Annotated in this window: 21 protein-coding genes, 1 pseudogene and 1 CRISPR repeat array; of the genes and pseudogenes, 2 read left to right on the forward strand and 20 right to left on the reverse strand. The window is 31.8% G+C overall.

The genetic code is table 11. The features are described 5' to 3' along the window. The 20 genes and pseudogenes from LWW95_02350 to LWW95_02445 form a co-directional block, all read right to left on the reverse strand. On the reverse strand, positions 1–855 hold an 855-nt coding region (locus tag LWW95_02350), incomplete at its 3' end, for a putative glycoside hydrolase (protein MDL1955885.1). Between the two features lie 89 nt (positions 856–944). Next, on the reverse strand, positions 945–4,055 hold the full coding sequence (locus LWW95_02355; protein MDL1955886.1) for an SMC family ATPase: 3,111 nt from the start codon (positions 4,053–4,055) through the stop codon (positions 945–947). After that, positions 4,042–5,205: an exonuclease subunit SbcD gene (sbcD, locus tag LWW95_02360; protein MDL1955887.1), complete on the reverse strand. Its 1,164-nt coding sequence runs from the start codon at positions 5,203–5,205 to the stop codon at positions 4,042–4,044. Before sbcD ends, LWW95_02355 begins: the two co-directional genes overlap by 14 nt. 1 nt (position 5,206) lies before the next feature. After that, positions 5,207–5,497, reverse strand: a complete 291-nt coding sequence (cas2, locus tag LWW95_02365; GenBank protein ID MDL1955888.1) for a CRISPR-associated endonuclease Cas2 — start codon at positions 5,495–5,497, stop codon at positions 5,207–5,209. Beyond that, positions 5,494–5,775, reverse strand: a complete 282-nt coding sequence (gene cas2 / locus LWW95_02370; GenBank protein ID MDL1955889.1) for a CRISPR-associated endonuclease Cas2 — start codon at positions 5,773–5,775, stop codon at positions 5,494–5,496. The genes cas2 (LWW95_02365) and cas2 (LWW95_02370) overlap by 4 nt, the downstream gene beginning before the upstream one ends. Next, positions 5,772–6,758 carry a CRISPR-associated endonuclease Cas1 gene (gene cas1 / locus LWW95_02375; protein MDL1955890.1) on the reverse strand — a complete coding sequence of 329 codons (987 nt, stop codon included), beginning with the start codon at positions 6,756–6,758 and terminating at the stop codon, positions 5,772–5,774. The genes cas2 (LWW95_02370) and cas1 overlap by 4 nt, the downstream gene beginning before the upstream one ends. A 1-nt stretch (position 6,759) precedes the next feature. Then, positions 6,760–8,472 carry a CRISPR-associated primase-polymerase type A1 gene (locus LWW95_02380; GenBank protein MDL1955891.1) on the reverse strand — a complete coding sequence of 571 codons (1,713 nt, stop codon included), beginning with the start codon at positions 8,470–8,472 and terminating at the stop codon, positions 6,760–6,762. A gap of 496 nt (positions 8,473–8,968) precedes the next feature. Further along, positions 8,969–9,556 (reverse strand): hypothetical protein, encoded by a 588-nt coding sequence (locus tag LWW95_02385; protein MDL1955892.1) that lies wholly within the window; start codon positions 9,554–9,556, stop codon positions 8,969–8,971. 28 nt (positions 9,557–9,584) lie between these two features. Beyond that, a complete protein-coding gene (locus LWW95_02390) occupies positions 9,585–9,914 on the reverse strand; it encodes a hypothetical protein (protein MDL1955893.1) in 330 nt (109 codons plus the stop codon). A gap of 2 nt (positions 9,915–9,916) precedes the next feature. Next, on the reverse strand, positions 9,917–10,609 hold the full coding sequence (locus LWW95_02395; GenBank protein MDL1955894.1) for an ATP-binding protein: 693 nt from the start codon (positions 10,607–10,609) through the stop codon (positions 9,917–9,919). Position 10,610: 1 nt separating this feature from the next. Then, entirely contained in the window at positions 10,611–11,831 is a 1,221-nt protein-coding gene (gene csm5, locus LWW95_02400) for a type III-A CRISPR-associated RAMP protein Csm5 (GenBank protein ID MDL1955895.1), read from the reverse strand. Beyond that, positions 11,822–12,946: a type III-A CRISPR-associated RAMP protein Csm4 gene (gene csm4 / locus LWW95_02405; GenBank protein MDL1955896.1), complete on the reverse strand. Its 1,125-nt coding sequence runs from the start codon at positions 12,944–12,946 to the stop codon at positions 11,822–11,824. Before csm4 ends, csm5 begins: the two co-directional genes overlap by 10 nt. Before the next feature lie 5 nt (positions 12,947–12,951). Then, positions 12,952–13,905, reverse strand: coding sequence for a type III-A CRISPR-associated RAMP protein Csm3 (gene csm3, locus LWW95_02410; protein MDL1955897.1), 954 nt, complete (start codon positions 13,903–13,905; stop codon positions 12,952–12,954). A gap of 2 nt (positions 13,906–13,907) precedes the next feature. After that, on the reverse strand, positions 13,908–14,339 hold the full coding sequence (csm2, locus tag LWW95_02415) for a type III-A CRISPR-associated protein Csm2 (GenBank protein MDL1955898.1): 432 nt from the start codon (positions 14,337–14,339) through the stop codon (positions 13,908–13,910). 1 nt (position 14,340) lies between these two features. After that, entirely contained in the window at positions 14,341–16,812 is a 2,472-nt protein-coding gene (cas10, locus tag LWW95_02420) for a type III-A CRISPR-associated protein Cas10/Csm1 (GenBank protein MDL1955899.1), read from the reverse strand. A gap of 2 nt (positions 16,813–16,814) precedes the next feature. Next, positions 16,815–17,630, reverse strand: a complete 816-nt coding sequence (locus tag LWW95_02425; GenBank protein ID MDL1955900.1) for a putative CRISPR-associated protein — start codon at positions 17,628–17,630, stop codon at positions 16,815–16,817. A 325-nt stretch (positions 17,631–17,955) separates the two neighbouring features. Beyond that, positions 17,956–18,630: a CRISPR direct-repeat array (repeat unit 36 nt; unit sequence GTTAGAAACCTTGACCCGATTTGAGGGGATTGCGAC). Between the two features lie 201 nt (positions 18,631–18,831). Further along, positions 18,832–19,929 carry an NUDIX domain-containing protein gene (locus LWW95_02430; GenBank protein MDL1955901.1) on the reverse strand — a complete coding sequence of 366 codons (1,098 nt, stop codon included), beginning with the start codon at positions 19,927–19,929 and terminating at the stop codon, positions 18,832–18,834. 136 nt (positions 19,930–20,065) lie between these two features. Further along, positions 20,066–20,292: pseudogene (locus LWW95_02435) on the reverse strand (DUF433 domain-containing protein). A gap of 475 nt (positions 20,293–20,767) precedes the next feature. After that, positions 20,768–21,193 (reverse strand): type II toxin-antitoxin system VapC family toxin, encoded by a 426-nt coding sequence (locus LWW95_02440; protein MDL1955902.1) that lies wholly within the window; start codon positions 21,191–21,193, stop codon positions 20,768–20,770. Beyond that, positions 21,178–21,444 (reverse strand): type II toxin-antitoxin system prevent-host-death family antitoxin, encoded by a 267-nt coding sequence (locus tag LWW95_02445; protein ID MDL1955903.1) that lies wholly within the window; start codon positions 21,442–21,444, stop codon positions 21,178–21,180. Before LWW95_02445 ends, LWW95_02440 begins: the two co-directional genes overlap by 16 nt. A 347-nt stretch (positions 21,445–21,791) precedes the next feature. On the opposite strand from LWW95_02445, the gene LWW95_02450 reads away from it, so the two are divergent. Together LWW95_02450 and LWW95_02455 are read left to right on the forward strand one after the other, a co-directional pair. Then, complete coding sequence (locus tag LWW95_02450) at positions 21,792–22,904, forward strand: SPFH domain-containing protein (protein ID MDL1955904.1); 1,113 nt, start codon at positions 21,792–21,794, stop codon at positions 22,902–22,904. Continuing rightward, positions 22,904–24,226 carry a hypothetical protein gene (locus LWW95_02455; GenBank protein MDL1955905.1) on the forward strand — a complete coding sequence of 441 codons (1,323 nt, stop codon included), beginning with the start codon at positions 22,904–22,906 and terminating at the stop codon, positions 24,224–24,226. Before LWW95_02450 ends, LWW95_02455 begins: the two co-directional genes overlap by 1 nt. Positions 24,227–24,324: the final 98 nt, after the last annotated feature.

A 24,324-nucleotide genomic window follows, 5' to 3' on the forward strand; every position in this document is an offset into this window, starting at 1 on the left:
TAAGTCAAAATCTTGAAGCCAAGGACGAATTTTTGTTTTTGCTCCTTTTTCTAAAATAATATTTTTTGCCTGAGACAGTGTTTTATAGACAACCTCATAAGGATGTTTAGCAGGATTGGAAAAACCAAAATTACCGCTATTATAATGAGAAGGATAAACCATAGGGCAGATATAGTCAAAATAATTAAGGATATCAACAAATTTTTGACCTATCCCTAAGTCATGATTGCAAAAAATACTATAGGCAAAAAAATCAATTGAAATAGGCTTGCCCAATGGTTTTAAATTTTCATAAAAATATTCAAAGCATTTTTTAATAACTTGCGACTTGCTCTTTTTTTGATCCCATCTTGGATAAACTATTTCATTTAAATTTCCCTCAGATGGAAAACGGATATAATCAAAGTTTATCTCATCAAAACCAATCTTAATTGCTTTTTTTGCTATTTCTACATTATATTTCCAAGCTTCTTTTGCAGAAGGGTCAACCCATTTCCCTCCAAGGTTATCAGTCCAAAAATCTCCATTTTGCTTTTTTAAAGCAATTGATGGCATCTCAACTGCTAATTTTGAATCTTTAAATACAACAATGCGTCCGATTAGATAGATTTTTCTTTCATGAAGATTTTTAATTATCTCATCAAGTCTATTAACCCAATCAAAGATTAAATTGCCATGACCATCTTTTACATCAATTACTAATGTATTTAGCTCTGTTCTTTCAACTAAATTAATTATATTTTCAACCTTTTTAGAACTAGCCATATTCCAAATGGTAACAAAAATTCCTTTATGTGGATCGGCGAATAGAGTGTTTGTCCAAAAAATGACAAGGAAAATAAATAATTTCCACAAAATTAATTACCTCTTTCCTTTTAATTTATCGGACAATTCTTTATATTTGTCCAAAAATTGAATTATAATGGAGAGATAAAATAGACTATTTAAATATGCAGTTCAATAATGCTTGTTGATGTAAAATCTTTTTTTACTAAGATGTAGGCTGGTAAAAGTTGTTTAAATTTTTCTAAATGTGTAATAATCCCCACTAATCTATCCTGTTGTTTTAATTGATTAAGCACTTCTGCCACTGCATCTAATAGATCCTCATCAAGGCTTCCAAAACCCTCATCAATGAAGAAAAAGTGGATAGGACGTGCCTTTGTCTTTTGAATATATGAAGAAAGGGCAAGAGCTAAAGAAAAGGAAACCAAAAATGTCTCTCCTCCAGAAAGGGTCTCAATCGGGCGCACATGACCTAAAGACTGGTCATAAATAGAAAAATCAAATTCCTTTTTGCTCATCTGGATAATAAATTTTTCTCCAATTATATCTTTAAGAATGTAATTGGCTTCATATAAAATATTTTGGAATAAATGTCTGGCTGCAAATTTTACTAACGCCTTTCCATAAAGGCAATCTTTTAAAGTGAAAGTTAACCTAATTTCCTCTTCATCTTTTTTGATTTCTGCTTCAAGTTTTTGTTTTTGACTTAATTTTTGCTCTAAATTTTTTACTTCATTTTCCAATGCCCCTTCTTGATTTTGTAAGTATTTTATTTCTTCTTTTAATCTTTCCAGTTTTTTAAAAGTAGCTTCAGGTTCACCTGGAGGTAGGATCTGGATGGGCAGGTCGTTTATCTGAGTTGCTATCTGTTTTAATTGCCCTTTGATATTCTCTATTTCTTCTTTCCATTTTTCAATAGTTTGTTTTAAGGCAAGCATTTCTTTTTCTGAAAGTAAAAGACTTTTTAAGCCTGCTAAATCAAGATGTCTCTTTTTTGTTTCTTTTATAAGAATTTCTGTTAACTCTTGTTTTCTCTGTATTTTGATCCTTAACTGTTCTTTAGTTTTAACCAATTTTGTTTTGATATTTAAGTAATCATTTTGTGCTTTTTGCCTTATTTCCTCCAATTTTTGTCTCTTTTTATCTAATTTTTGCCTTTGTTCTTTAACTTGATTAAGGAGTTGCTCAGGAGAGTTTTTGCCAATTTTTTCTATTATTTCTGTCTTGATATTTACTAGTTCCTTTTCTAAATTTCCTATCAAACTCAATAAGTGCTTAATTTCTTTTTTATGACCTTCGGCTTTACGCCTTTCTCTTTGTATTTTTTCTTCTTGCTGTTGCAATTTTTCTGCAATCTCTCTAAGTTCTTCGCTAGCCTTATTTTGCAATTCAAATTTGTTTTGTAATTCATCAAACAGATTTTTTAATCCTTTTACATCAAGCCTTAAACCTAATTTCCTTAAAATATTTTCTAGCTCTTTTTCAAAATCAGCAAATTTTTCTGAGTATTGTTGATGTTTATCCTGTAATTTGGTATTTATTTGCACCAATTTTTCAACAAGAGGTTTTAAATTTTTTCTAATTTGATTTATTGTTTCTATTTTTTTCTCAAGCTTTTCTTTTTCCCTCTGAGTGTCTTTTATTTTTGCACTAATCTCCTTATCCTGTGCAGGTTTAGGATGGATAGGAGAACCACAAACAGGACAAGGATGCCCATGTTTAAGCCTGATGGCCAAACTCACTGCCAGGTGTCTTTGGTGGAAATCTTCTAAAACTTTATCAAAAGTCTTTAATGTCTCCTCACATTTTAGCCTAAAGTCTTCTAATACATCTACTGCATTTTCAGGTGAAGGCAATTCAATTTCAGGCAGCCATTTCTGCCATATCTTTTTTATTCTTGTCTCGCAGTCTTTTTTTTCTTTTTTAAATATCTCTATTTTTTGTTTAAGTTCTGCTATTTCCTCTTTCCAGCCTTTTAATTTACCCAAATGAGGAGCATATTTTTGTAAGATATTAAAAGTCCTTTTTTCTTCTTCATTGAAGGCATTTCTTTCTAAGGTCTTTTTTGCCCTTTTCTGTCTATGCAACAGGAATTGTTTTTGTGTCCTATATTTTTTTAAAATATGGGCTATATAATTTAATGCCTGTTTGTTTTCATCTAGCTGTTTTTTATTTTTATCAAGCTGTTTTTGTTTTTCTATAAAATCTTTCTCTAGTTTCTGCGCCTGTCTGGCGTTTTCTTCCAAATGGGCAAGTTCTTCTAATTTTTGAGGAAGGGTTTCTGCAAATTCTTTTAGTTGTTTTTCTGCAAGTTGCCATTTTTTCTCTAATTTTGCTTCTTTATTTTGCAAATCTTTTAATAATCTTTCTATTTTAGGGATAGAGCTTTTCAATTCTTCATATTCTTTAAATATATGAGCAAAAGGTGCTATTTCTTCTGCCTGTTTTAAACGCCTTTCTTTCTCTTTTATAATTGGCTCATCTAGCTTTAATTTATTAAGTTTTTCTTCTAATTCCTTTTTTCGATATAAAAAATCAGCTAATTTGGTTAAATTTTGGTAATATTTTTCAAGTTTATTTTTGCTTTCTTCCTTTTCTTTTAAAACCTTCTTTATTTTTTCAACTTCCTGTTTTTTATCATCTATTACTTTTTTACTTACATCTTTTAATGCCAAAAGTTGTTTTTCTTTTCCTTCCTTTAAGATATTTAACTTCTCAAAATATTGAGTAACCTTTCTCCATAAAGCTTCACCATAAACCTCAAGTCCAAAAAGCTTTTCTAGCATCTCAGCCCGATTTGCAGGGGAAAGTTTTAAAAACTCTGAAAACTTCCCTTGGGGTAAAATAACTACCTTTGTAAAGTCTTTAAACTCAAGTCCCAAGATATGATCCAAACGATTGCTTACTTCAGTTATTTTTTCTGCAATAGGCTCTTTATGTTCTTTAACTACCTTATAAAGTCTTACATAACTATGGCCATATCTATCTATTCCTCGTATTATCTCATATACTATTCCATCAATTTCAAAGTTAAATATTACCTTCAATTGCTTGCTACCTGGATTAATAGCTTCTTTTATAGCCTTTTTATCAAGGCGATCCACCTTCCCAAAAAGGGCATAGGTTATAGCATCAAGAATACTAGATTTACCATCACCAGTCTTTCCAAAAATACCAAAAAGGCGATACCGATAAAAAGGACGAAAATCTATAATTTGTCGTTCTCTGTAGCTATAAAGACCTTCAATTTCCAAACTAACAGGTTTCATTCTTTAATTCTTCTACAAATTTCAAAAAAAGTCTTACTACAGCTTCATCTGGTGTTTGATTGTATTTTTCCTTATAAAATTCAACAAAAAGCTCTTCTGGTGTTAAATCTGCTACAGCTATTGGTCTATCAACCCAAAACTTAGGCATTTCAAAACGAAAACCTAAAAGATTATGACTGTATGCCTGTTTAAGCTTAGCAATTTCTTCAGGACTTGCTGCAATTGCTGGAAAACGCAGAAAAACTAGACTATTTTTGAAATTCACACTTTGTTCTAAAGCTTCATTAATAGTATTAAAATTAAGAGATTTTACAGGTTTTTGACGAGTAAAAGGATAAAATTCAATCTTTCCATCTGGTTGTCTTAATAGCACTCCTTTATTTTGATTTGCTTCCTGTATATCAAAAGGAAAAATAGAGCCAGAGTAAAAAATGTTTTTTCCTAAACATTGATAGCGGTGTAAATGACCTAAAGCAATATAATTAGCATATTTTGGGAAAAAATCTAAAGGAATTAATTGTGCTCCACCGATGGTGAAATCCCTTTCTGAACCAGACTTTTGCCCACCCTGGACAAAAAGATGTGAGACAATAATATATTCGTCTGCTCTATATGGAGGTATGGCCTGCAAAATATTTTTAAGGTGCACTTCGTAATTTGTGCTAACTTTAAGGCGTGCCTCTGAAGGATATGGCAATAAAAGCAAAGAAATAGATGCATTTTTTGATGGAAAAATAGCCTGAAGAAAATTCCTTTCTCCTTTAAGCCCAAAATGATTTGTTTTAAAGGAAAAAAGGCTTAAATCATCCTGCGGACTGCCACAAATCACCATCGCATGAAAACCTGCTGCCAGAGGTTTTGGCACATCAAACTTTTCTGGAGCATCATGATTACCAGCAATAGCAATTACAAGTCTCCTTCCATTAGCCGTTAATTCTCTTAAAGTGCTATAAAATAATTCCTCAGCCTTAAAAGGAGGATTGTAGCTATCAAAAATATCACCAGCGATAAGTACTACATCCACATCTTCTTTCTCTGTTATTTCTACAATTTCTTTAAGAATCTCTTGCTGAATTTCCAATAAAGAAAAATCAGTATTTTTAAATGTCTTTCCCAAATGCCAGTCTGCGGTATGAAGTAGTTTAAGCATTTTAAACAACTTCTACCTTTTCTTCTTCTAAATAAAAAGGTGTTCTGCCAATATGCTCAATTTTTTCTCTACAATGCTCACAAAGAAAATAATAAATTACGCTATCTTCAAGTGGATCAATAATTTTTTCAACCCTTCTCTTCATCTGTTCAAATAAATCTCTTTCAATATAACATTCAAACACACTATAAAGCACTCTAAAACCATAATCTTCCATCACCTTTGCTACTTTTCTAAGTCTTTCTTCATCCCTTATATCATAACTTGCCACAATAAATTGTTTTTCTTTCATACAATTACAAACTCCTCTTCTTCTGGCACCTCTGCAAATCCACTTATTTCAGCACGCTTGCGACAAGCTCGGCAGATTTGATAAATTCTTACCCTATCTTCCTTTTCACTTATAATCCTTTCTATCCCTCTTTTTACCTCTACAAGTATCTCCTTTGTCAAAAAACATTCAAACACACTCTTTTGCACCCTATGACCATAATCTTTTAAAAATTTACGCATCCTATCTCGTCTTTTATCATCAGATATATCATAAGAAATAACAAACAAACTCCTCATCTAAACACCGCTGCCCTGTATTTATCTTCTCCTTTAAGTGCACGCACAAAAAGCCTTGTCTGTTCTTCCATATAGCTTCTATAGCTAATTTTTGCCGCTTTTAAAGGATGTGTTACTTTTTCTGCCATTTTCCTTTCAAATTGAGAAATAAACTTTCGCCATCCATCTCTAGCCAAATAAAGCCCCTCTTCATCTTTTGTAAAATCCTCTTCTTTTATAACCTTAAGATTAAAAATACTTAAAATCAATGTATCAACAATTACTGGTCTCCATTCTTCCATCAAATCTAACACTAAAGAAGGTCTACCATAATCTATTGTATGATAACAACCAAAATATGGGTCTAATCCAACCATGCTTATAATGGAAAAAATATTGCTAAAAAGCAGTGTATAACCAAGGCTTAAAAGAGCATTAACTGGATCTTTAGGTGGTCTGCGCTCCCGTTTTAAAAAATTAACCTCCTCTAAAAAACCTTTTGCATAGGCAGAAAAATATAATCTACTTGCACTTCCTTCAATCCCTCTCAAACTTTCTATATTTGTTTCTTCATCTACCTTTTGAACAAACTTTTTTAATTTCAAAATAGTATCCTCAAGCCCAAGTCCCTTCCTATTTATCCTCCTAAGTAACATCCTTTGATTTTCTATCTTTCCTTTTATAACTGCCTTTGCTATCTCAAGTTTAAAATCAAACTCTTTTAATCTTTCAAATTGTTTTATCCTAAGTTCTATATTTTTGCTCATCAAAGGAGAAAGTCTCCCTAAATATTTACCTGATGTGGTAAGAAAAACTGTGTCAATTCCCCTTTTAAGCAAAGTAAAAATCACTGCTGGAGAAAGGGAAATCCTTCCAATTATGACTAATTGTTCAAGATTATGAAAATGAATTACTTTTAAGACCTTACCTTCTTTTTTAGCAATTAATCTTTCTCCATCCTTATGAAGGCTTAAACCTTGTTCTATTGCATAAAAAATGGACATATTATTTTCTTAAAATCAAATTTTCTCCTTCAAGCATTAATCTTATGCCTTCAATTTCATATTCTTTTAAACCCTTCTTTAAAAATGCCTTTTTTAACTCTTTTTCAAGTTTTTGAAGCTTCCATTCAATCCTTTCCTTTTCTTGATAAAACTCTATAAATATCTTTATTAAATGTTTTAATGAACTTCTTTTTAAACTAAATCTATCTTCCTCAGGTGGTACAAGATAACGATTTATATGCAATAAAGGAGAAGGATAACGTCCATCACTTAAATCAAACACACAATGACAGTCAAGACTTAGGCTTAATTCTGGCACAAGCTCTCTAATTTTTATACAGCTTATAGGATTTGGTTTCATAGCCTTTAATATTCGTTTAACTTTAAAAAAATTATAATCAGGTGTAGGATAAAGAATCTGATGCAACAAATTATTATTAAGCAGACCTATTGTATAAAACAAAATAAGTTTTTCTTGATAATTGAGTATCCGACCTGCTTGTGCTTTCTTTACTAACATATCAATAATTGGACAATTTTCCCTAAGTTTATTTAATATTTCTTCACTCCCCTTTTTCTCTATCTCTTTTACTCTACGCCTTATAAATGTCTTTATTTCCAAAGGATTAAATTCATTTATTCTTTTTAAAAATTTAATCTGCTCTAAATAAGGCTCCCCATTTTCATCAATAAAAAGACTCCTTTCATTTGTCTCTTTATTAAGTCCAAGAGGTAGAAAGATTGGAGTTTCTTTCCAGCCTATACCAACTGGTTTTGTAGGCAAAAGTGGCTCAACCACAATACCAAACTCAGGATAAGGCAATCTTTGTATAATTTCTCTTAAAAATCTTTTTACTTGCAAAAAATGAATAAAATCTTCTAAAAATATCCATAAGCGATAAAAAAATTGATTAACCCTTTCTAAATAAGCAGGTATATCAAAAACATTATTGAGTGTTTTTTGTGCTTCAAGACAATAATCTCTTAATTTTTCGCTCTTTAACATTAAATAGGCTGGCTGTCTTGCATAAAGAAATTTTTCTCTTTTAGAAATAAAAAAAGCAATAATTCCAGATTTTACATGATTATCACTTCTTAAAGGGAAAAAGAAAAGTGTTTTTTGTCCTAAGATATGTGCTCTTGCAAAATCTGGCATAAGTGGAAGATTATAAAAAATCAATTGTGAAAGGGCAGTCTTTTTATCCAAAATTTGTTCTGCAAATCCTCTTTCTTTACCAGAAAAAAGCCTTAAAAAGATTTCTATTTCTTCTTTGCCAAGACTTGGTGGAAAATACCTAATTAATGAATCCTTTTTCTCAATCCCTTTTAAACTTTCACTTGCCCCTTTTAAATCAAGCTCCTCTAAAAGATTAACCCAATAATTATTTATTTCTTTATCATCTGGAATAAGCTTTATTAACTTTTTAAATGCTCCAAAAGCCTTTTCTAAAAATCCTGTCTCATAAAAGAGAATAGCCAAAGGTTTTAAATAACGAGGATTGTTGGGAGAAAGTTTTAAAGCCAATCCATAACTTTCTATTGCCTTTTTTGCTATACCAAGCAATTCAAAAGTCTTTCCCCATTCATAATAAAGCTCTGGGTCATTAAAATCTTTTGAGAAATATCTTAATGCTAATTCTATTGCTTTGCCTTCATGCCCTTTTTCAAGCTCTTGCTTGATTAATTTTAGGCAATGATAGCCTACCTGCTGCATAAAAATATTTTGCTTTTTGTAAAAAATTATCTAATTGCTGATAAATCTTCCTTTCTTTAGCAAGTGCGGCAATTTCTTCCCTGCTTCAACTAAAGCATTTTCTACCTTTTTAAATAAGCATCAATATCTTTAGAATATTTGCATTTTATCATTTTCATACTAATTATCTTTACCACATTTGTAGCCATCAAGTAAATGTTTAAAATTTCCAAAATGGTAATAATCAATGCTCTTTTTCTGAATATCTCCAATAAAATTCTTAATTGACTGCTTAATCTACCCTCCCACAAATCCTAAAGTCAGATTTAGAGGCAAAAGACAAAAAGAAAAATAAAGGAAATTTGCGGGCTTATCCAAAATTTTCTACATCACAAATTCTTTTAGGAAAACAGAGATTTGAACAGATAATAAATTGTTTTGGGCTGTTTTAACATCCCATCCATGGGATTTTTGCCATCTATCCACTTATCTCCTTCTGTTTTAAGACATTCCTTTCTTATTTTATTCTTATTTCTATCCATATTTCTTCACAAAGAATTTCTTCTACAATTTCATCAATAATTTTTGGACTTCTCTCTTCAGGATAAATTAAAGCTTTTATAAGAGGTTTATTAAAAGTCTTTAAAATTTCCCTACCAGTATTTGTTATACGATTTTTGTTTTGGTCTAATCTTTCCAATTCCCCTCTTGTAGTCATAGGTAAAAGATAGTTCCTTATAAAAATTTCTTCTGTCAGATCTTTTTCTTGAAATGCTTTAATAAAAATATCCTTAGCATAAAATCCTTGATTTTTGGGATCGTCTTTATATAATTCTAGTAAGTCATAATATTTTCTATCAAAATTCATCTTAAAAAATGGAATAAAACGGAATTGAAATTTTTTGGGATCTTCACTAGGGGGAGAAAGATATTTTGTATATTCTGAGGCGCCTAAAAATGTATAATAAATTCGTCCTACTCTTCCACTCAATAAAGCTACTTGTAACAAAGCAGCATTCATAATATTTGTACCACCAGTAATATTACACCATATTTGTTTACCTTGCTTTTTACCTTCGCTAAATTTAAGAAATGCCGCTGCCATACGTTCAAAACAAATTTCATAATCATTTTCATTTACAGTGCAAATAAAAAGAGTGCTTTTTTTTAGGGAGAATGTTTTTTAAACGGTTTTTTATAAATTTTTCTATAATTTCAATTAAAGTCTTATTCCTTAAAGTTGTACCTTGAACACTTCCATATTTATTGTCAACACACTCTTTAACAAGCTCTTCTCCTTTACTTACTGCCTGTGAAACAAAAATTACTACACTCTCAATCCTTTCATCAAAATCCTTTCCTACTAAATCAGAAAATCTCTCAGGATGTGCTTTAATATAAGCTAAAGCAGAAGTCACAGCTCCAGGTGCTTTACCTACTGTAGCAAAATGGACTACACCCATAATCACTCACCTCCAAACCATTGATTGAAATATTCTGGCTTCCTCTCTAAAATACTTCGTAGCACTTTTCCTCTCTGGTTTTTAGACAATTTGTGATAAAGTTTTTTACAAGCAATTTCAGCAATAAATTCCCAATCTTTAGCCTTATCTAATTCTTCCGTAAAAAAACGCTTTTCTTCTTCTATTTTCTCCTGACAATATTTTTTCATCATTAATTCTATCTCCATTCTATTTGCAGAAAATATGTGTGAACCTCTTCTTATGGGAATTTCTTTTGAGTCTATATTTACCTCCGAATGTTGCAAGTTTCGTTTAAACATATAAGGAGGATTGTCTGAGTAAATTTCTATAACTATTATTTTTTTACCTTCAATCTCAAACTCTTCACAATTTACCCTAGGCACAGGCTCTATCCATTCTGATAAAATTTGATAAATCATCTGACTTAATTGGTCTATTGAGATTTTAGAACAACCTACAATAGGAGACTCTTCAGAAGATGAGTGTTTTTCATCTTTTATACCAACGATTATATAACCTATTTCTTGGGACAAAGTATTTGCTATAGCAGCTACAAGCTTAGCAAATTTTGCCTTATTGGGCTTATTACTTAAATCTAACCTTTCCTTAAAATCTATTTTTTCTATTTCTCTGTGTATCTTGATGATTTCTAAAAGTTCTTTTTTAGAAAGCATCTTAAATTTTTTCCAACTTTACCCATCCTAAAAGATTTTTAGGTTCTCCCATTGCATTTGTAATTACCCGCCTTGTTTTAGGAAACTCTTCTTTTGTCCGCCAGCGTCTGATGAAGGAAATAGCTTGTCTTAACATTTTATAAACTTGCGGACTGTCTTGTTTTAATTTCAAATCAACCGTTATACTTAAAAATCCCTGCCCTGCTCCTAATCGCAATAAGGGTGTGTCAGGTCTATTTTGCGTTTTTAAAAATTGTATTTTTTTAAAGATCTCAGGATAATTCCGAAAGTATTTCTCTTCATGTTCTAAAAGAGTTTTAGCTTTATAAAAACAGATATTAAAAAGTCCATCTAAAGATAAGTATTTTTCAAATTTTTTATGCCCTAATTTTTCTAAAAATAAAGATTTCTTTTCTATGTTTAGAGTTGCAATAACTTCCACACCAGCAGATATAGCTTCAAGCCAGGTTTTAGTATAACATTTTGTAGCAAGACTTTGAGTAAGATAAATCTTAAGATAACTTAAAGGTAAAGGTTGAGTGTCAGCAATAGAGATAAATTTAAAAAAATCATATTTTGCATCAGATCTTCCATAACAAAGTATTTTAGATTCTAATTCTTTTGCTATTTGCTCCAGTTTTTTTCTTTTATTTTGTGGAGAAAGACCACTTTTATGGATTTTTTGATAATATTCTTTTATTTTTATCTCAACTTCCTTAAAAAAACTTTTATCTTGCGTAAGAAAAAAGGAAAGAAAAGCCGTTCGTAAAGCTCCTTTTATTTCTGTTCCAGGTATGTACGGATTAAACGATGGAGTTTTAAGACAAGTTTTAAACCCATCCTGTGTAGGTTGTACTTCAAATGGAATTCTATAGAGGCAAAATTTTTTAACAATAGAAGAAATATTTGTCTCTAATCTATTCTTAAGAAACCAATGGATATCAAGCCTTTGCTCTATTTCTCTTTTTTGTTTTTTTAATCTTCGCAAAAATTCAAAGTTATCCCCTGCTGATTTTATCTTTTCTTCTATATCATCTATTTGAGCTAATAGGTTTTCCATCCAGTTTAAAAAGCTTTCTCTTTCTTTTTCAGAAAAATCTGCAAGCAACCTTTCTATATCAAGCACATAAACCCATCCTTTATCAATAATATAAGAAAGAGGTTTTAAGCTATTTCCATCTCCAATATGTACAGGGGTAAGGGTGATAAGTTTTATACGCATTTTTTACTTACCTCTATTTTGGCAAATATAGGAAAGGCAATACCATCATAAAATGTATCATCTTGTCCGATTTTTCCTATAGCTATGAGTTTTCCGTAACTTTCTTTTTTAGATAAAAATGTAAATAAAGATCCCTCTTCAAAGCAGCGTATTAGTTTTTTAAAAATCCCTCGGTTATCATAGGAATACAAGGTATCTAATTTTGCTCTCAAGTTTAAAATATTCCATAAAGAAAGAGATAAATCTATCTCATCTTTTACAGGCACATATCTTGAAAGTGTTATAAAAACATTAGGATTTTGAACAGCAGGCGGCTCATATTTTTCTATTTGAAACCTGAAGTGTCCTTTTCCTGCAGTTCTCTCTCCACCTATGCCTGTATCGGCTAAAAATCGTAAAAGAGAATGTATAAACTCTTTGTCTTTTGTTTTTATAAGAAACCACAAACCACAACAGGTATGAAAAAATATCTCTTTTCTGAAAAATAAAAATCCTTCACCTGTAGAAAAGGAAATCCTGTCAATTTGATTTTTTTGAATATCTATTTCCTTAAAAAGGTATTTATCTATTAGCTCGCCCTCAGGGTCTATTTGCCTCCTTTCTTCAGTAGTAATCAAACAAAAACCGTATTTTTCTATATCTGTTTTTATGCTCCCTCTCTTTTTTAACCAAAAACATATTTTAGAATACCCAAAGTTACCCTTTATCATTCCCCAAAAGATGTTTTCTGAGACATATCTAATTCTTTTAAAATCTTTTAATCTTTCACTGATTCTCAAAAAAGCCAAGTTAAAGTTTAAAACTTCATCCTGTGTGATAATTTCTCCTATTCTCTTCTGTTTTTCTATTAGTTTTTTTCTTTCTTCATAATCTGGATCAGGCAGAAGTGGTTTAGGAAAAAAATGAATTTTCCTATCGCTATTAAATACGCAAGGAAAACTAGAACTTAAAATAAATGGAGGAGAGTTTTCTATAAAGGCCGAAAGGGTCTCTTTAAGTCTTTTTTTGCCGTAGAGATGGAAAATTGCCCAGCAAAAGGCACCAAATAAGGTATCAGAAGCAGGCCATGTAGTAAAAGAAGACTTTGGGTATAAATAAACTGCATAAGTTTGCATAGAAATTACTCCACATTAGGAAAATTCTCAATAATTTGTTTAACAGTAATTATTTCCCTCTCTATCTCACCTTTAATTGGATGAACAAATTTTTCTTTTATAGGCTGTATCTTATTCAGACTTTCTACAATTTCATCCTTACCATCTGTTTTTCCTGTTTGGTAATATTCTTTAGAATGAAACTCTATAAAGTTTTTATTTTTTTTATTTTCAAATATAAATTTTATCTTCCCATATCCTCTGCTTCCAGATCCCCCAAGGCTGCTATCTTCTAGAAGAAGCATAGCAGTGAAAACATCCTTTAAAAGCTTTTTATCTTCATTACGATAAATGTCAAAAATTATTTCTAACTGAAACTCTGATCCTGCAGGCACTCTTTCCATTGGACGGGGAGTAGCTTGAGAGGTAATCCGATCAATGGTATTTTCTGTCTTAATCTCTGTATATGTTGCTTCACCTAAAAGTGTTTGCCATAAATTTATAGTGTCATCTACAGGAAAAGCATCTCTTATTGTGATTCTAGTAGGCTGTGCCCCTGATGCAGTTGCAGATGTTCCAAAAATTAAACAAATTTCGCATTCGTTTATTAATTCTTTTAATTTTTTTTCAATTTCTTGCTTTTTTTCTTCTTCTTTTTCCTTATTTTTTGCTTGTTGATATTTTCTAAGCTCTGCCTTCAGTTGCTTAATTTCAGGATGGTTTTCACAAGAATGGGCAGGAAATTTATTTTTATCATCTGAATATACTTTTCCCAATTTCCACTCTAAAAGACACCGCATCTTTCCCTTTAGAGAAGAACCAGGAATGTATGGATAACCAGTTAAGGGGTCTTTTATAACCACATTATCAACTCCACCTATTTCTATTCCTTCTTGAGTACCGCCGATATGAAGACCTGTTTCAAGTCTGACAATACCCTTAATTAAGTATTTTCCTAAAAAGCTAAGTTCTTGTTGCATTTTTACCCTCCACGAGGATAATGATATTTATGATATGCTATAATTGCTTCCAAGAAATCAGCTAAGCGAAGAAAATCTTCATTTGTTTGGAGAATTTCCTTACGTAAGCATATTTTTAATACTTTCTGATAGAATTCTTTTGGTATAAGTCCTCTTCCTACTGAATATACTAAAACAGGCAAAAGCTTAGCTACCTGTGCAAAATCAAATGGATCATTAGGTTTACGGCTTATCTTTCTAGAAATTGCTTTAATTTCGTTGAAAAATTTCCGCAATTGAGTCATTTTTAACTCTTTTGCATTTTGGACAATTTTATCTGCAAGTCCACCTTCGTCACAAAATTCTTTGTAGTCTAATTCTTTAAAAGAATGAAGCTCGCGTAAACGTTCTTCTATTTCTTTAAAACCCTTCTTTTTTTTAGATTCTTCTTTCATACTAACTCCCCCTTATCTTCAAGCTTACATAAGAAGTAATTATTCTCAAACTATTATTAAAAAACTTAGATATTTTCTCAACCAATTCAGCCTTAACCTCTTCATCTTTTATTCTTCTTACCACATTATAAAAAAAATATGGCACCCACATTAAAGTGGTTTCTTTTTCTAAATTATGCAGAAAATATATAAATCCACGCGGCATTTTTTCTTCTTTTATCCAAGAAATCATCTTTTCAGCAAAATTAAACACTTCTTTAAATTCATTCCACTTTATAGTTCTATTAAATAAAGTTAATCTGTTTTTCTCATTGAACCCTTTAACTTCACAAGTTTTAGATCTTTCTAATGCTTGACCTGCTAAATGCACAAATCTCTGAATAGGAAAAAGAGGTTTTACAAAACATATCCCACCTGAAAGATGAAAGTTTTCGTTAAAAGAAGTATAAGCTGTAAAATCTTGTTGAATCTTGTAACTTAGCTCAATAATAGCATCCCAAGGGCCTATGATTAACAAATCATCTCCACCTGCATAAAGGATATAATAAAGACTTTCAAAAGCACCTTGCCAGTTTTTATTTTCTTTTACCCATTTTTCTGTTAGCTCTCTACAAATTACATTTAGCCATCCACCAAAAAACAAGTCTAAAATTGTGCTTAAAGTGGAAATCCTTGAAAAGGACATTTCTTCTTTTTTTAACCCTAACGCAAATATTGCTCCCAAATAATCAACATCCATTTTTAATACACCTAAATATTTTGCTCCTTTGTTTAACTCAGCTATTTCTTCAAAACTTAAAATATCTCCCTTTTTTACTTCTTCATCTTTTACATTTATTCCTTCCTTCAATACTTTGGGCACAGCATTTGCGATAAACTTAAACCCAAAAGAGGTAGATTTACCCTTCTTTTTGAAGTCTAATAGATTTTCAGGGATAAAATCACTTTCAGGATTTAGTACATAAATAACTGCTTTTTGCTCATTATCTATACATGAACAAAATGCCTTTATCTCCTCCTCAGAAATCAAATACACATAAACACCTAATTTTTTAAAAGCAACCTTTACGAGATGTTTCAAATTTTCCTTAAAAATTTCTTTAATTAGAATAGGTTTTCCATAAAGAAAAACGATATATTTTGTTTTAGGCAACTTATTTCCAATTTCCTCTTGTTTTTTACATTGAATACAACATATTTCATTATCTTTTATTTGAGAAACCAAACACACTCTACACACATTTAAAGGAACACTTTTTTCGGGTGTAAAAAAGTCACTGGTTTTTAATATCTCTAAAAATTTCTTATATTTTTGTTTTGCCAATGTATCTTCAAGTTTCTGATAAACAAAAGAAAGATCCAGAAAATCTTTTGGACATATTTCCACAGCTGCTATTTGAAGACTTAACTCTCCATTAAACTCCTCAAGAAGCCACTTATTTAGTTGAGACAATAAATTGGGAATTTTCTCTTCTGCGGTAATAGGCAAAAGCAAATCAAATCTTCCTCCACCACAAAAAAGAATATTGGCAACAGGAAGTTCAATTTCCCTTATAATCCAATCAGCAATAACCTCTGTAAGAAGGGTTACAAAAAATGACCTTCCTCTAAGCCTTTTTGCTGTTTTTCTAGTATCTTTCTCAGGTTCAGGGCGGGTAATAGAATAAATAAATTTTTGGATACCTGCTATATCTCCTCTTAATAACAAAAATAAAGGTTTTTTAGTTATATCTAATGAATTAAACCTCCTTTCAAAATCTTCCTCTTTATAACTTTTAAGAATTTTCACTAATTCTTTCATTTCCTGTAAAGATAGGTCATTCTTAGAAAGCTTATTTAAACAAGCGGCAATTGCACATGTGATTTTGGAATGGTCAAACAAAGAAATATCAGGAATAGTTTGAGCGTCTTTTTCCCATGGAGTAGCTGAAGGAACAAATAAAACAAACTTTTTTAAAAGGTAATATAAAGTCACAAAATCACAATCTTGATATTTACTAAGTCGCTTAACACTCCCGAAAAATTCTTCCCAAGTAGTTTTATAAGCATCTTCTTCTACTTTTTCTTTCTCTGTAGGAAATAAAATTTCTTTTTTAATCTGCAAAGGATAGGGCTGATAATATTTTTCAGTAGGTGGGTTGGCATGAAGTTTAATTTTTGAAGTAATAGCAACTAAAGCAGCCTGTTTAGAAGAAATCCTTTCTCTCACTTCCTGCCTTCTCTCAATTGATGAAAGCTTATCTGCTATTTGCAAAATTAACTCATCTTTAGTAGTAGGAATTTCATGGTGGTTTCTTACTAACTTCTTTATTTCTATCCATACTGTTTCTTCCCAGAAACTTTTAAGAGCTTTAATAAAATGCTCTCCTACCTCCGCATGCGTTCCTAAAAACTCTTTACTTGCCCTTTGGGACAATTTTCCAATATCATGTAAAAGACTTGCTAATAAAATAATCCTTTCATTTTTATCCATTTTCATTTTCCTTCCTTCAAACACCCACACGTCCAAATGCCTTTATTTGTAATTCTAATTCCGCCCCTTTCAACCTCCACTAATCCATAATGCTCAAGGCGGTTAATTTCGTCTGCGTATTTGTTTATTAATTCTTCAAATTCCTTATTGCTTTTTGTTTTTTTGTCAGAAAGCATCTCTAAAACCTTTAATTCATTTCCCCTTGGTAGGTAAAAAAGTGGAGGAAATTTGATTATGTCTTTAAATTCTTCATGCATATAATAAACCTCACAACCTGTAAGAAAACCAGCAAGGGCACTAGTAATTACATGTGCCTTAAATCCACCTGTAGGATTAAAGACAACTTTATATCCTTCTTTTTTCTTTTTACTAGCAAGATAAATGAAACGATCAAGAATGTCAGTTAGTCCTTTAATAAATTCATCTGCTGCTGTTTCTAAAGGTCTATCAAAATAGCCAGGAAATTGAGGTGAGCTATACATTGCGCAATTTAACCCTTCTTTAAAATACTTTTCAATTGTTCTTAAGGCAATTTCATTAGAGGCAGTTTGTGTACCAGATAAATAGATTTCACAAGTTGCAGGATTGATACTGTGCTTTTCACAATATTTTAAAAAAGAATTCAATTCAGCAGATCTTTCTCTAGGTTTTTCAGAAAGAAAATCATAAATCTTTTTAAAAAAAGATGAATCATTTATAACTTCTAACCATATTTCATCACCCATTCCTGCATTTTTTACCTTTGAATCATCTATGTTTTTTTGATAATTTGCAATAAGACTATTGCCTACAGTAATTAAATGAAACTCCTTTTTCATCCATCCTCAATTTACCTAAGTGCCGTTAAAATGTCAAGAAAATATTTAAAAGATTTTTTCTTGCCTTAAAATAAAAATTATGCTATCAATTTGAAAAAATTAAGCTCTTTTGAAAACTGAATAGGATCTCCAATTTTGCGGAAACCTTCCCTATTGTTCTAAGTGCCCAATTTTTTAAAGTGGTTCCCGAAAAAGAATTTTTCCCTTTTTAAGGGAGATTATTAAAATTACCTGCTTAAGAAAAGTTAATTTTGGGCAATCAATAAAGAGGTTTCCGAAAATGGGTTTCTAACTACCCAATATTTCAAACGCAAAAAACGGTGCGGTTAGAAACCTTGACCCGATTTGAGGGGATTGCGACTAGGAATGCCGTCATTATCGTCATCGGTGGGCGGCTCACAAGTGTTAGAAACCTTGACCCGATTTGAGGGGATTGCGACATAATCGCATCCAGAACCACATCACCCGTATCAAACAACTCTAAAAGTTAGAAACCTTGACCCGATTTGAGGGGATTGCGACCAATTTGATAGCGCCAGTATGGCGTTTTATCTAAAACATAATCAAAGTTAGAAACCTTGACCCGATTTGAGGGGATTGCGACTTTTTTCTTATTTCTTTTTCTTTCTCTTCCATTCTTTTTTCAGGTTAGAAACCTTGACCCGATTTGAGGGGATTGCGACAATGTCCTTTGCCCATGTTTAAAAACAATGAAATAAGTTAGAAACCTTGACCCGATTTGAGGGGATTGCGACAGAAAGAAAAGTAGGAAGCTTAACATAAAGAATCTCTACCCATTCTGTTAGAAACCTTGACCCGATTTGAGGGGATTGCGACTGCAATAAGAATCTGTGTAGTATCATCAACAAACAAATTACCATGTTAGAAACCTTGACCCGATTTGAGGGGATTGCGATAGACAATTCGTTTGAACGTTTCAACGTTTACACGTTTGAATGTTTTCATTGAAAACCTTGACCCGATTTGAGGGATTGGAAAACTTATACTTATTTTTTCTATGTCTATGAAATTGGCTTGAAAGTTAAAGTTATTTAAAAGTTGTATATGTTTATAATTAAGAATGTTTACGCTGTAGTAAAAGAAATAAAAGCTAAAAAATTACAAAGGAAATTGTAAAATGAACTTAGCATTTTTTACATGATTATCTTGTTACAGAAAGAAATGAAATATAACATTTAGATTACAATTTCTGATAGCAATTAAGAGCCTGTTTAATATCTTCTTTAAGACCCGGGATAAATTTGTAAGAAGCAAGATTATCTACATCTATCCATTTTATTACATCAAATTCTTCACTTTCTTCTTTAAGACAACTTTCATCAGTGGTAACACACAGAAAGCGTACACCCGGTATTGCGGGTCTACCGTTAGAAGAAAGTATAACATAAGAAGTAAAAGGTTTGAGCACTTTTACTTTTATCCCGAATTCTTCCCACATCTGTCTTCTCACTGCTTCCTCAAAACTTTCTCCTATATGAACCTGCCCTCCACCACATTCCCAGAATAAGGGATAAATTTCCCTATCTCCTTTCCTTTTACCAGCTAGTACAAAAAATTTATTCTGTTCTTTTTTGAAAACTATTCCAGCCACATGAACCTCTATTTTATGTTGGTATTCTTCTCTGCGGCGAGGATGTAACAAAGGAGGATGGACATCACTATTATAAAGCACCGTAACAGTAGGCAAACCTTTAACCACAATTTGGTCTTTTTCAAAACCCATGTTTTTTAAATCTTTCTCTAAAAAAGGCATAGCTTCAATGTCAATAACTATTCCTTTAGGCCTAGCTGCATCGCAAAGGCGTGAAGCAAGATTTATAGGGTTACCAAAAAAATCATATTCAGAAGGGGTTATAAAAGCTTTTAAAATACCAAAAGAAATACCTATACCTGAATCTAACTTTTCTGCTTTACCTCCTGCTTCAGTTATGGGAATAATAACTTTTTCTTTAAATTCTTTTCTCCAATATGAAACTATTTTTGTGATTATATTTCTTATTTCATTTTTATGATTTTCTTTTAGTAAAGGAACAAATTTTTCTACTTCTTCATTTGAAGAAACTTTTCCTTTTATCTCTACAATACTTTTTATAAATAGCCCACCATCACCCAACCTTTTATAAACAAAGGGCTTATTACTACTTCCCATTTCTTTCGCTTTTTCACTAAGAAATTTATAAAGAAGTTCAATTAAAACAGGCGCATAAGCCTCATTTTGTTTAGCCCAATTAGAAAAACCCCTTATATCAAAATTAACAACAATCCCTAAAACCCACATATTCATCCCTCTATTTTTCTATTAACCCATTTATAACCTAATCTAGTGGAGAAAATATGTCAAGATAATTTTTTAAAAATAATCTGCTTCAAACCCAAATTTTAGGAGAAATGTTTTCATCAAGGAGGAATTTCACTTATGCTACCTTTTCTAATTCACCCACTTCTTCTCTGGCAAGCATGGCAGCATATTTTACACAAGCCTGAATATCTTCTTTGGTTAAATCAGGATAATCATCAAGAATCTCATCAATGGTCGCTCCACTGCTAAAAGGTCAAGAATCAAATAAACTGGAATCCTTGTACCTTTTATACAAGGTGTACCATGTAATATTTCCTGGTTTACTACTATACGGTCAATCATATTTTTGAGCTCCTGACACTCATTCTTACAAAACATTTATTATAAAATCACCTAACTCACAATACTGCTCTTCATTTTTAACAATTCTATAAAAGGTAAAAACCGATTTGAGGGGATTATGACATTAAGATATGCATTGTGGAAGCAATCCGGGCTGCTCTAGCCTTTGCCGCCGAAGTCTCAAAGCAGATGTTGTCAAAAAGCCGTATAATGGAATTTATAGCTGATGAAAGTATAGATAAACAAATTGTAAACTGCTTCAACAATTTTATCAAACGTGGGAAGGAAATGTGCCTCTTAAATTTACGTCCCTTACATGGACTGCTTCAAACCTAAGACTTTTTAGATGTAATATATCTTCCTTTACCACTATGCGATCAATCATGCTTTGAGCTTCTAATCACTTGTTTTTACAACATCTATCATAAAATTGCCTGATTGGTAGTTCTGCTAACTTGATACAAAAGTTTTCTTATTAAAAATTCTCTATCCAAATGACATTTTTCGCCTTATTCTTTACAGTGTTAAAAAATTTTTTATCACCTGTGATTAAATTTATTTTTAATTTATTTGCTAAAGTCAAATAAGAAGCATCATAAACAGAAATGTTAAATTCCTTGGATATATCTAACAGTTCTTCCTTTAAAAAACTTAGATCATGTTTTTCTATATCCAAATTAAGTATTTTTTCTTGAATATCTTTTGCTTCATCAAAATTGATTCTTTTTCTTTTATAGGCTACAAAAACAGCATTTGAAATCTCATAATCTATAAGTGATGGTGCAAACAAATCTAACTTACCTAAAGAATAAAGAAATAAAATTTTCTTTGCTTTTTCAAACCCTTCCTCATCTGGGAAATAACCTTTAAGTAAAGTACTAGCATCTATGACAATTTGCATCTTTCTTCTAATTCTTTCCTAGATGCTTCGTATAACTCTTTTGCTTTTACACCTTTTTTTTGCATTTTTTCCGCAATTTTAAGCATATTTACCCAGTCAGAAAGTCTTTTTAAATTTTTAAATTGCTCATAAGTAATAATTACTGCTACAGGTTTTCCCCGTTTGGTTATGATAACTTCTTTATCCTTTTTTAAAGATTGAATAATTTTAGTAAAATCTCTTTTACCTTCGGTAATGTTTACTTTTAACATGATCACCTCCTCTAGTTAGAATAAATGGACAGAAAGAATTTGTCAATTTTTAGTTAATATGCATTTGAGCTAATTTGAGGAGATTGCGACAATTTACTGTTGCTATTCTAAAATAATTGGAGACAAGAATTAGATATGATATTATTTTACCTCATGTGAGCTATTTGGATATTTAGATGGTCAATCTATATGTTAAATCATTTATTGTCTTAGCTTGCTGTTGGATAAAGGTTTAAAAACGGGTAGCTAAAAAGTTAAGGACGTATAAAACTAGACCTCTTGGTTAATTTTTCTTGATTTTAAATATTTGACATGCTATTTTTTAGAAAAGTTTTCAGAGGATAACTATGGGGAAAAACAACGTATTTTTCTTAGAGGTAATTGAGTGGTTTGATCCTACAGGCAAAGAAATTGTTCACCGGATTCCAGAAGAAGGATCAGGGGAAATTAAGCTTGGCGCTCAGTTAATTGTGCGAGACAATCAAGTTGCTGTCTTTTACTATAATGGGCGTGCTTATGACGCCATCGGTCCTGGGCGTCATACTTTATCCACAAAGAATATCCCTATCTTAACTAAAGTGTTAAGCCTGCCCTGGGGGTTTACAAGTCCCTTTCGGGCAGAAGTTTATTTTGTCAATATGAAAGTTTTTACTAACCTGAAATGGGGAACAAGAGAACCTGTTGCTTTCAAAGACACAGAACTTGGGCTTGTGCGTCTTCGTACCTTTGGTATATTCAACATTCAGATATCCCAACCAGTCTTGTTTATCAATAGTTTAGTAGGCACTCAAGGAGTCTACACTACCGAGGAAATAGAAAATTATCTCAGTCGAGTAATTGTTTCTCGCTTTAATGACTATTTAGGTGAAAAACTAGATACAATTCTAAATTTACCAAGCAGGTATGACGAATTGTCACAAGGATTGCAGGAAAGATTAAAAGAGGATTTCTCACGTTATGGAATCCGCCTAGCTGGGCTTTATATCAATTCTATTACCCCACCTCCTGAAGTACAACAAGCCATTGATGACAGAGGACGTTTGGCTGTATTGGGAGATTTGGATAGATTTATAAAAATGAAAGCAGGAATGGCAATGGAAGCCGCTGCTGAAGCTGGAGGAACCGCAGAAGGAGGTCTTGGGCTAGGGTTGGGATTAATGCTTCCGGGTTTTTTGATGGGAGCAATACAGGGTAAAACACAGACCACTTCACCTAATTGCCCTGAATGTCATCAGCCTGTACCTCAGGATGCTAGGTTTTGCCCTTTTTGTGGACATCAGTTAGTTATTATTCATAAATGTCAACATTGTGGTAAAAATTTACCTCCTAAAGCTGTTTTCTGCCCCCGTTGTGGTGCTCCTGTTGCTTCAAAACCTCATTCCATTAAGTGTCCTCATTGTGGAGCTGAAAATTTACCAGAAGCCATCTTTTGTAATTTCTGTGGTGAAAAATTAAAGTAATGCAAACATGGCATATTCAAACACGCTGTCCTCAATGTGGAGCTCCGGTCTCTCTTACTGAAACGCAACGAGTGCTTCATTGTGAGTATTGTAAGACAAGACTTTATTTACTACCTAAGGGTTTTCAGTGTTATCTTTTACCACCAAAAAAGCATAAAGATGAAATTCTTTTTATTCCCTTCTGGCGCATCAAAGGAATGAGCTTTGTTTGTAAAATGCCTTCTAAAATAGAAGCCAAAGTAATTGACAAAACCACTATTGCTCTGGATTTCCCTCTAGGTTTTACTTCTTTAGGTATACGTCCTCAGGCAATAAACCTCGAATTTGCAGATGTAAAAAGAGGAATTTTTTTATCACCTCAGCTTAGTTTTAAAGAAGCATTACAAAAAATAAAAACACGCTCAAAAAGTAATGCATTTCGTCTTTCTCATAGCAAAATGTCTTGTAATTATAAACAAAACATTCTAGCAATTTTGGGGAATGAAGAACATCCTTCTGTTACAGTTATTTTTCACTCTTTTATTGGTGAGGTATGGAGTCTTATTTATTTCCCTATTTTTATTGAGGAAAGCAGACAAAAAATTATTTTAAAAGATGGACTGTCTAGGCAAAATATTGGGGATTTAACCTTAAAAGAATGGGAACAATTCAAAAAAAAGAAGGTTACTAGATTGCCTGCATGGCAATTTCTGCCCCTTATTTGTCCCCATTGTGGCTGGGACATCCCTTGCGATAAAGAAGCGTGGGCAGTATTCTGCCCCAATTGTAACCGAGGTTGGGGAGTTTTAAAAAACAAATTTGTTCCTTTGCACTATAAGGTGGCTAAAACTGAAGGAAAAGATATATTTTACCTACCTTTTTGGCAAATTCGTGCTACTGCTTCTGCTCTTTCTTTACATACCTATGCAGACTTGATTCGTTTTGCAAATTTGTCGAAAGTGATAAAAAGTAAACACCGAAAAATTCCTTTTTATTTTTATATCCCTGCCTTTAAACTTAATCCTCATCAATTTTTAAAAATAGCCAAAACTCTTACACTAAACCAACCAGACTATGTTTATTTTTCTCAACCTGTTCCTAATGCCCATCCTGTAATTTTACCACCAACAGAGGCATTAGAAGCGATAAAATTGGTAATGGCAGATATAGCTGTACCAAAGCGATATTTTTTCCCTCGACTGAAAGAAATAGAACCTAAAGTTACTCAAATTATCTTACTCTTTTTGCCTTTTGTTAAAAAAGGTATTGAATTAATCTTAGCTAATAAAGATATTAATTTGGCCATTCCTGTAAATGCTTTAAAATGGGGAAGTTTTTTATAAATTAGTTCAGTTGTGAAAATCAAATTTATTGATCTTTCTCTATTCGATTTCTACTTTGAGCGGTTTATTATCACACCGTAACCCAATTTTTGAAAGAT

It is taken from the genome of Candidatus Desulfofervidus auxilii, assembly GCA_030262725.1.
Taxonomy (GTDB): Bacteria; Desulfobacterota; Desulfofervidia; order Desulfofervidales; family Desulfofervidaceae; genus JAJSZS01.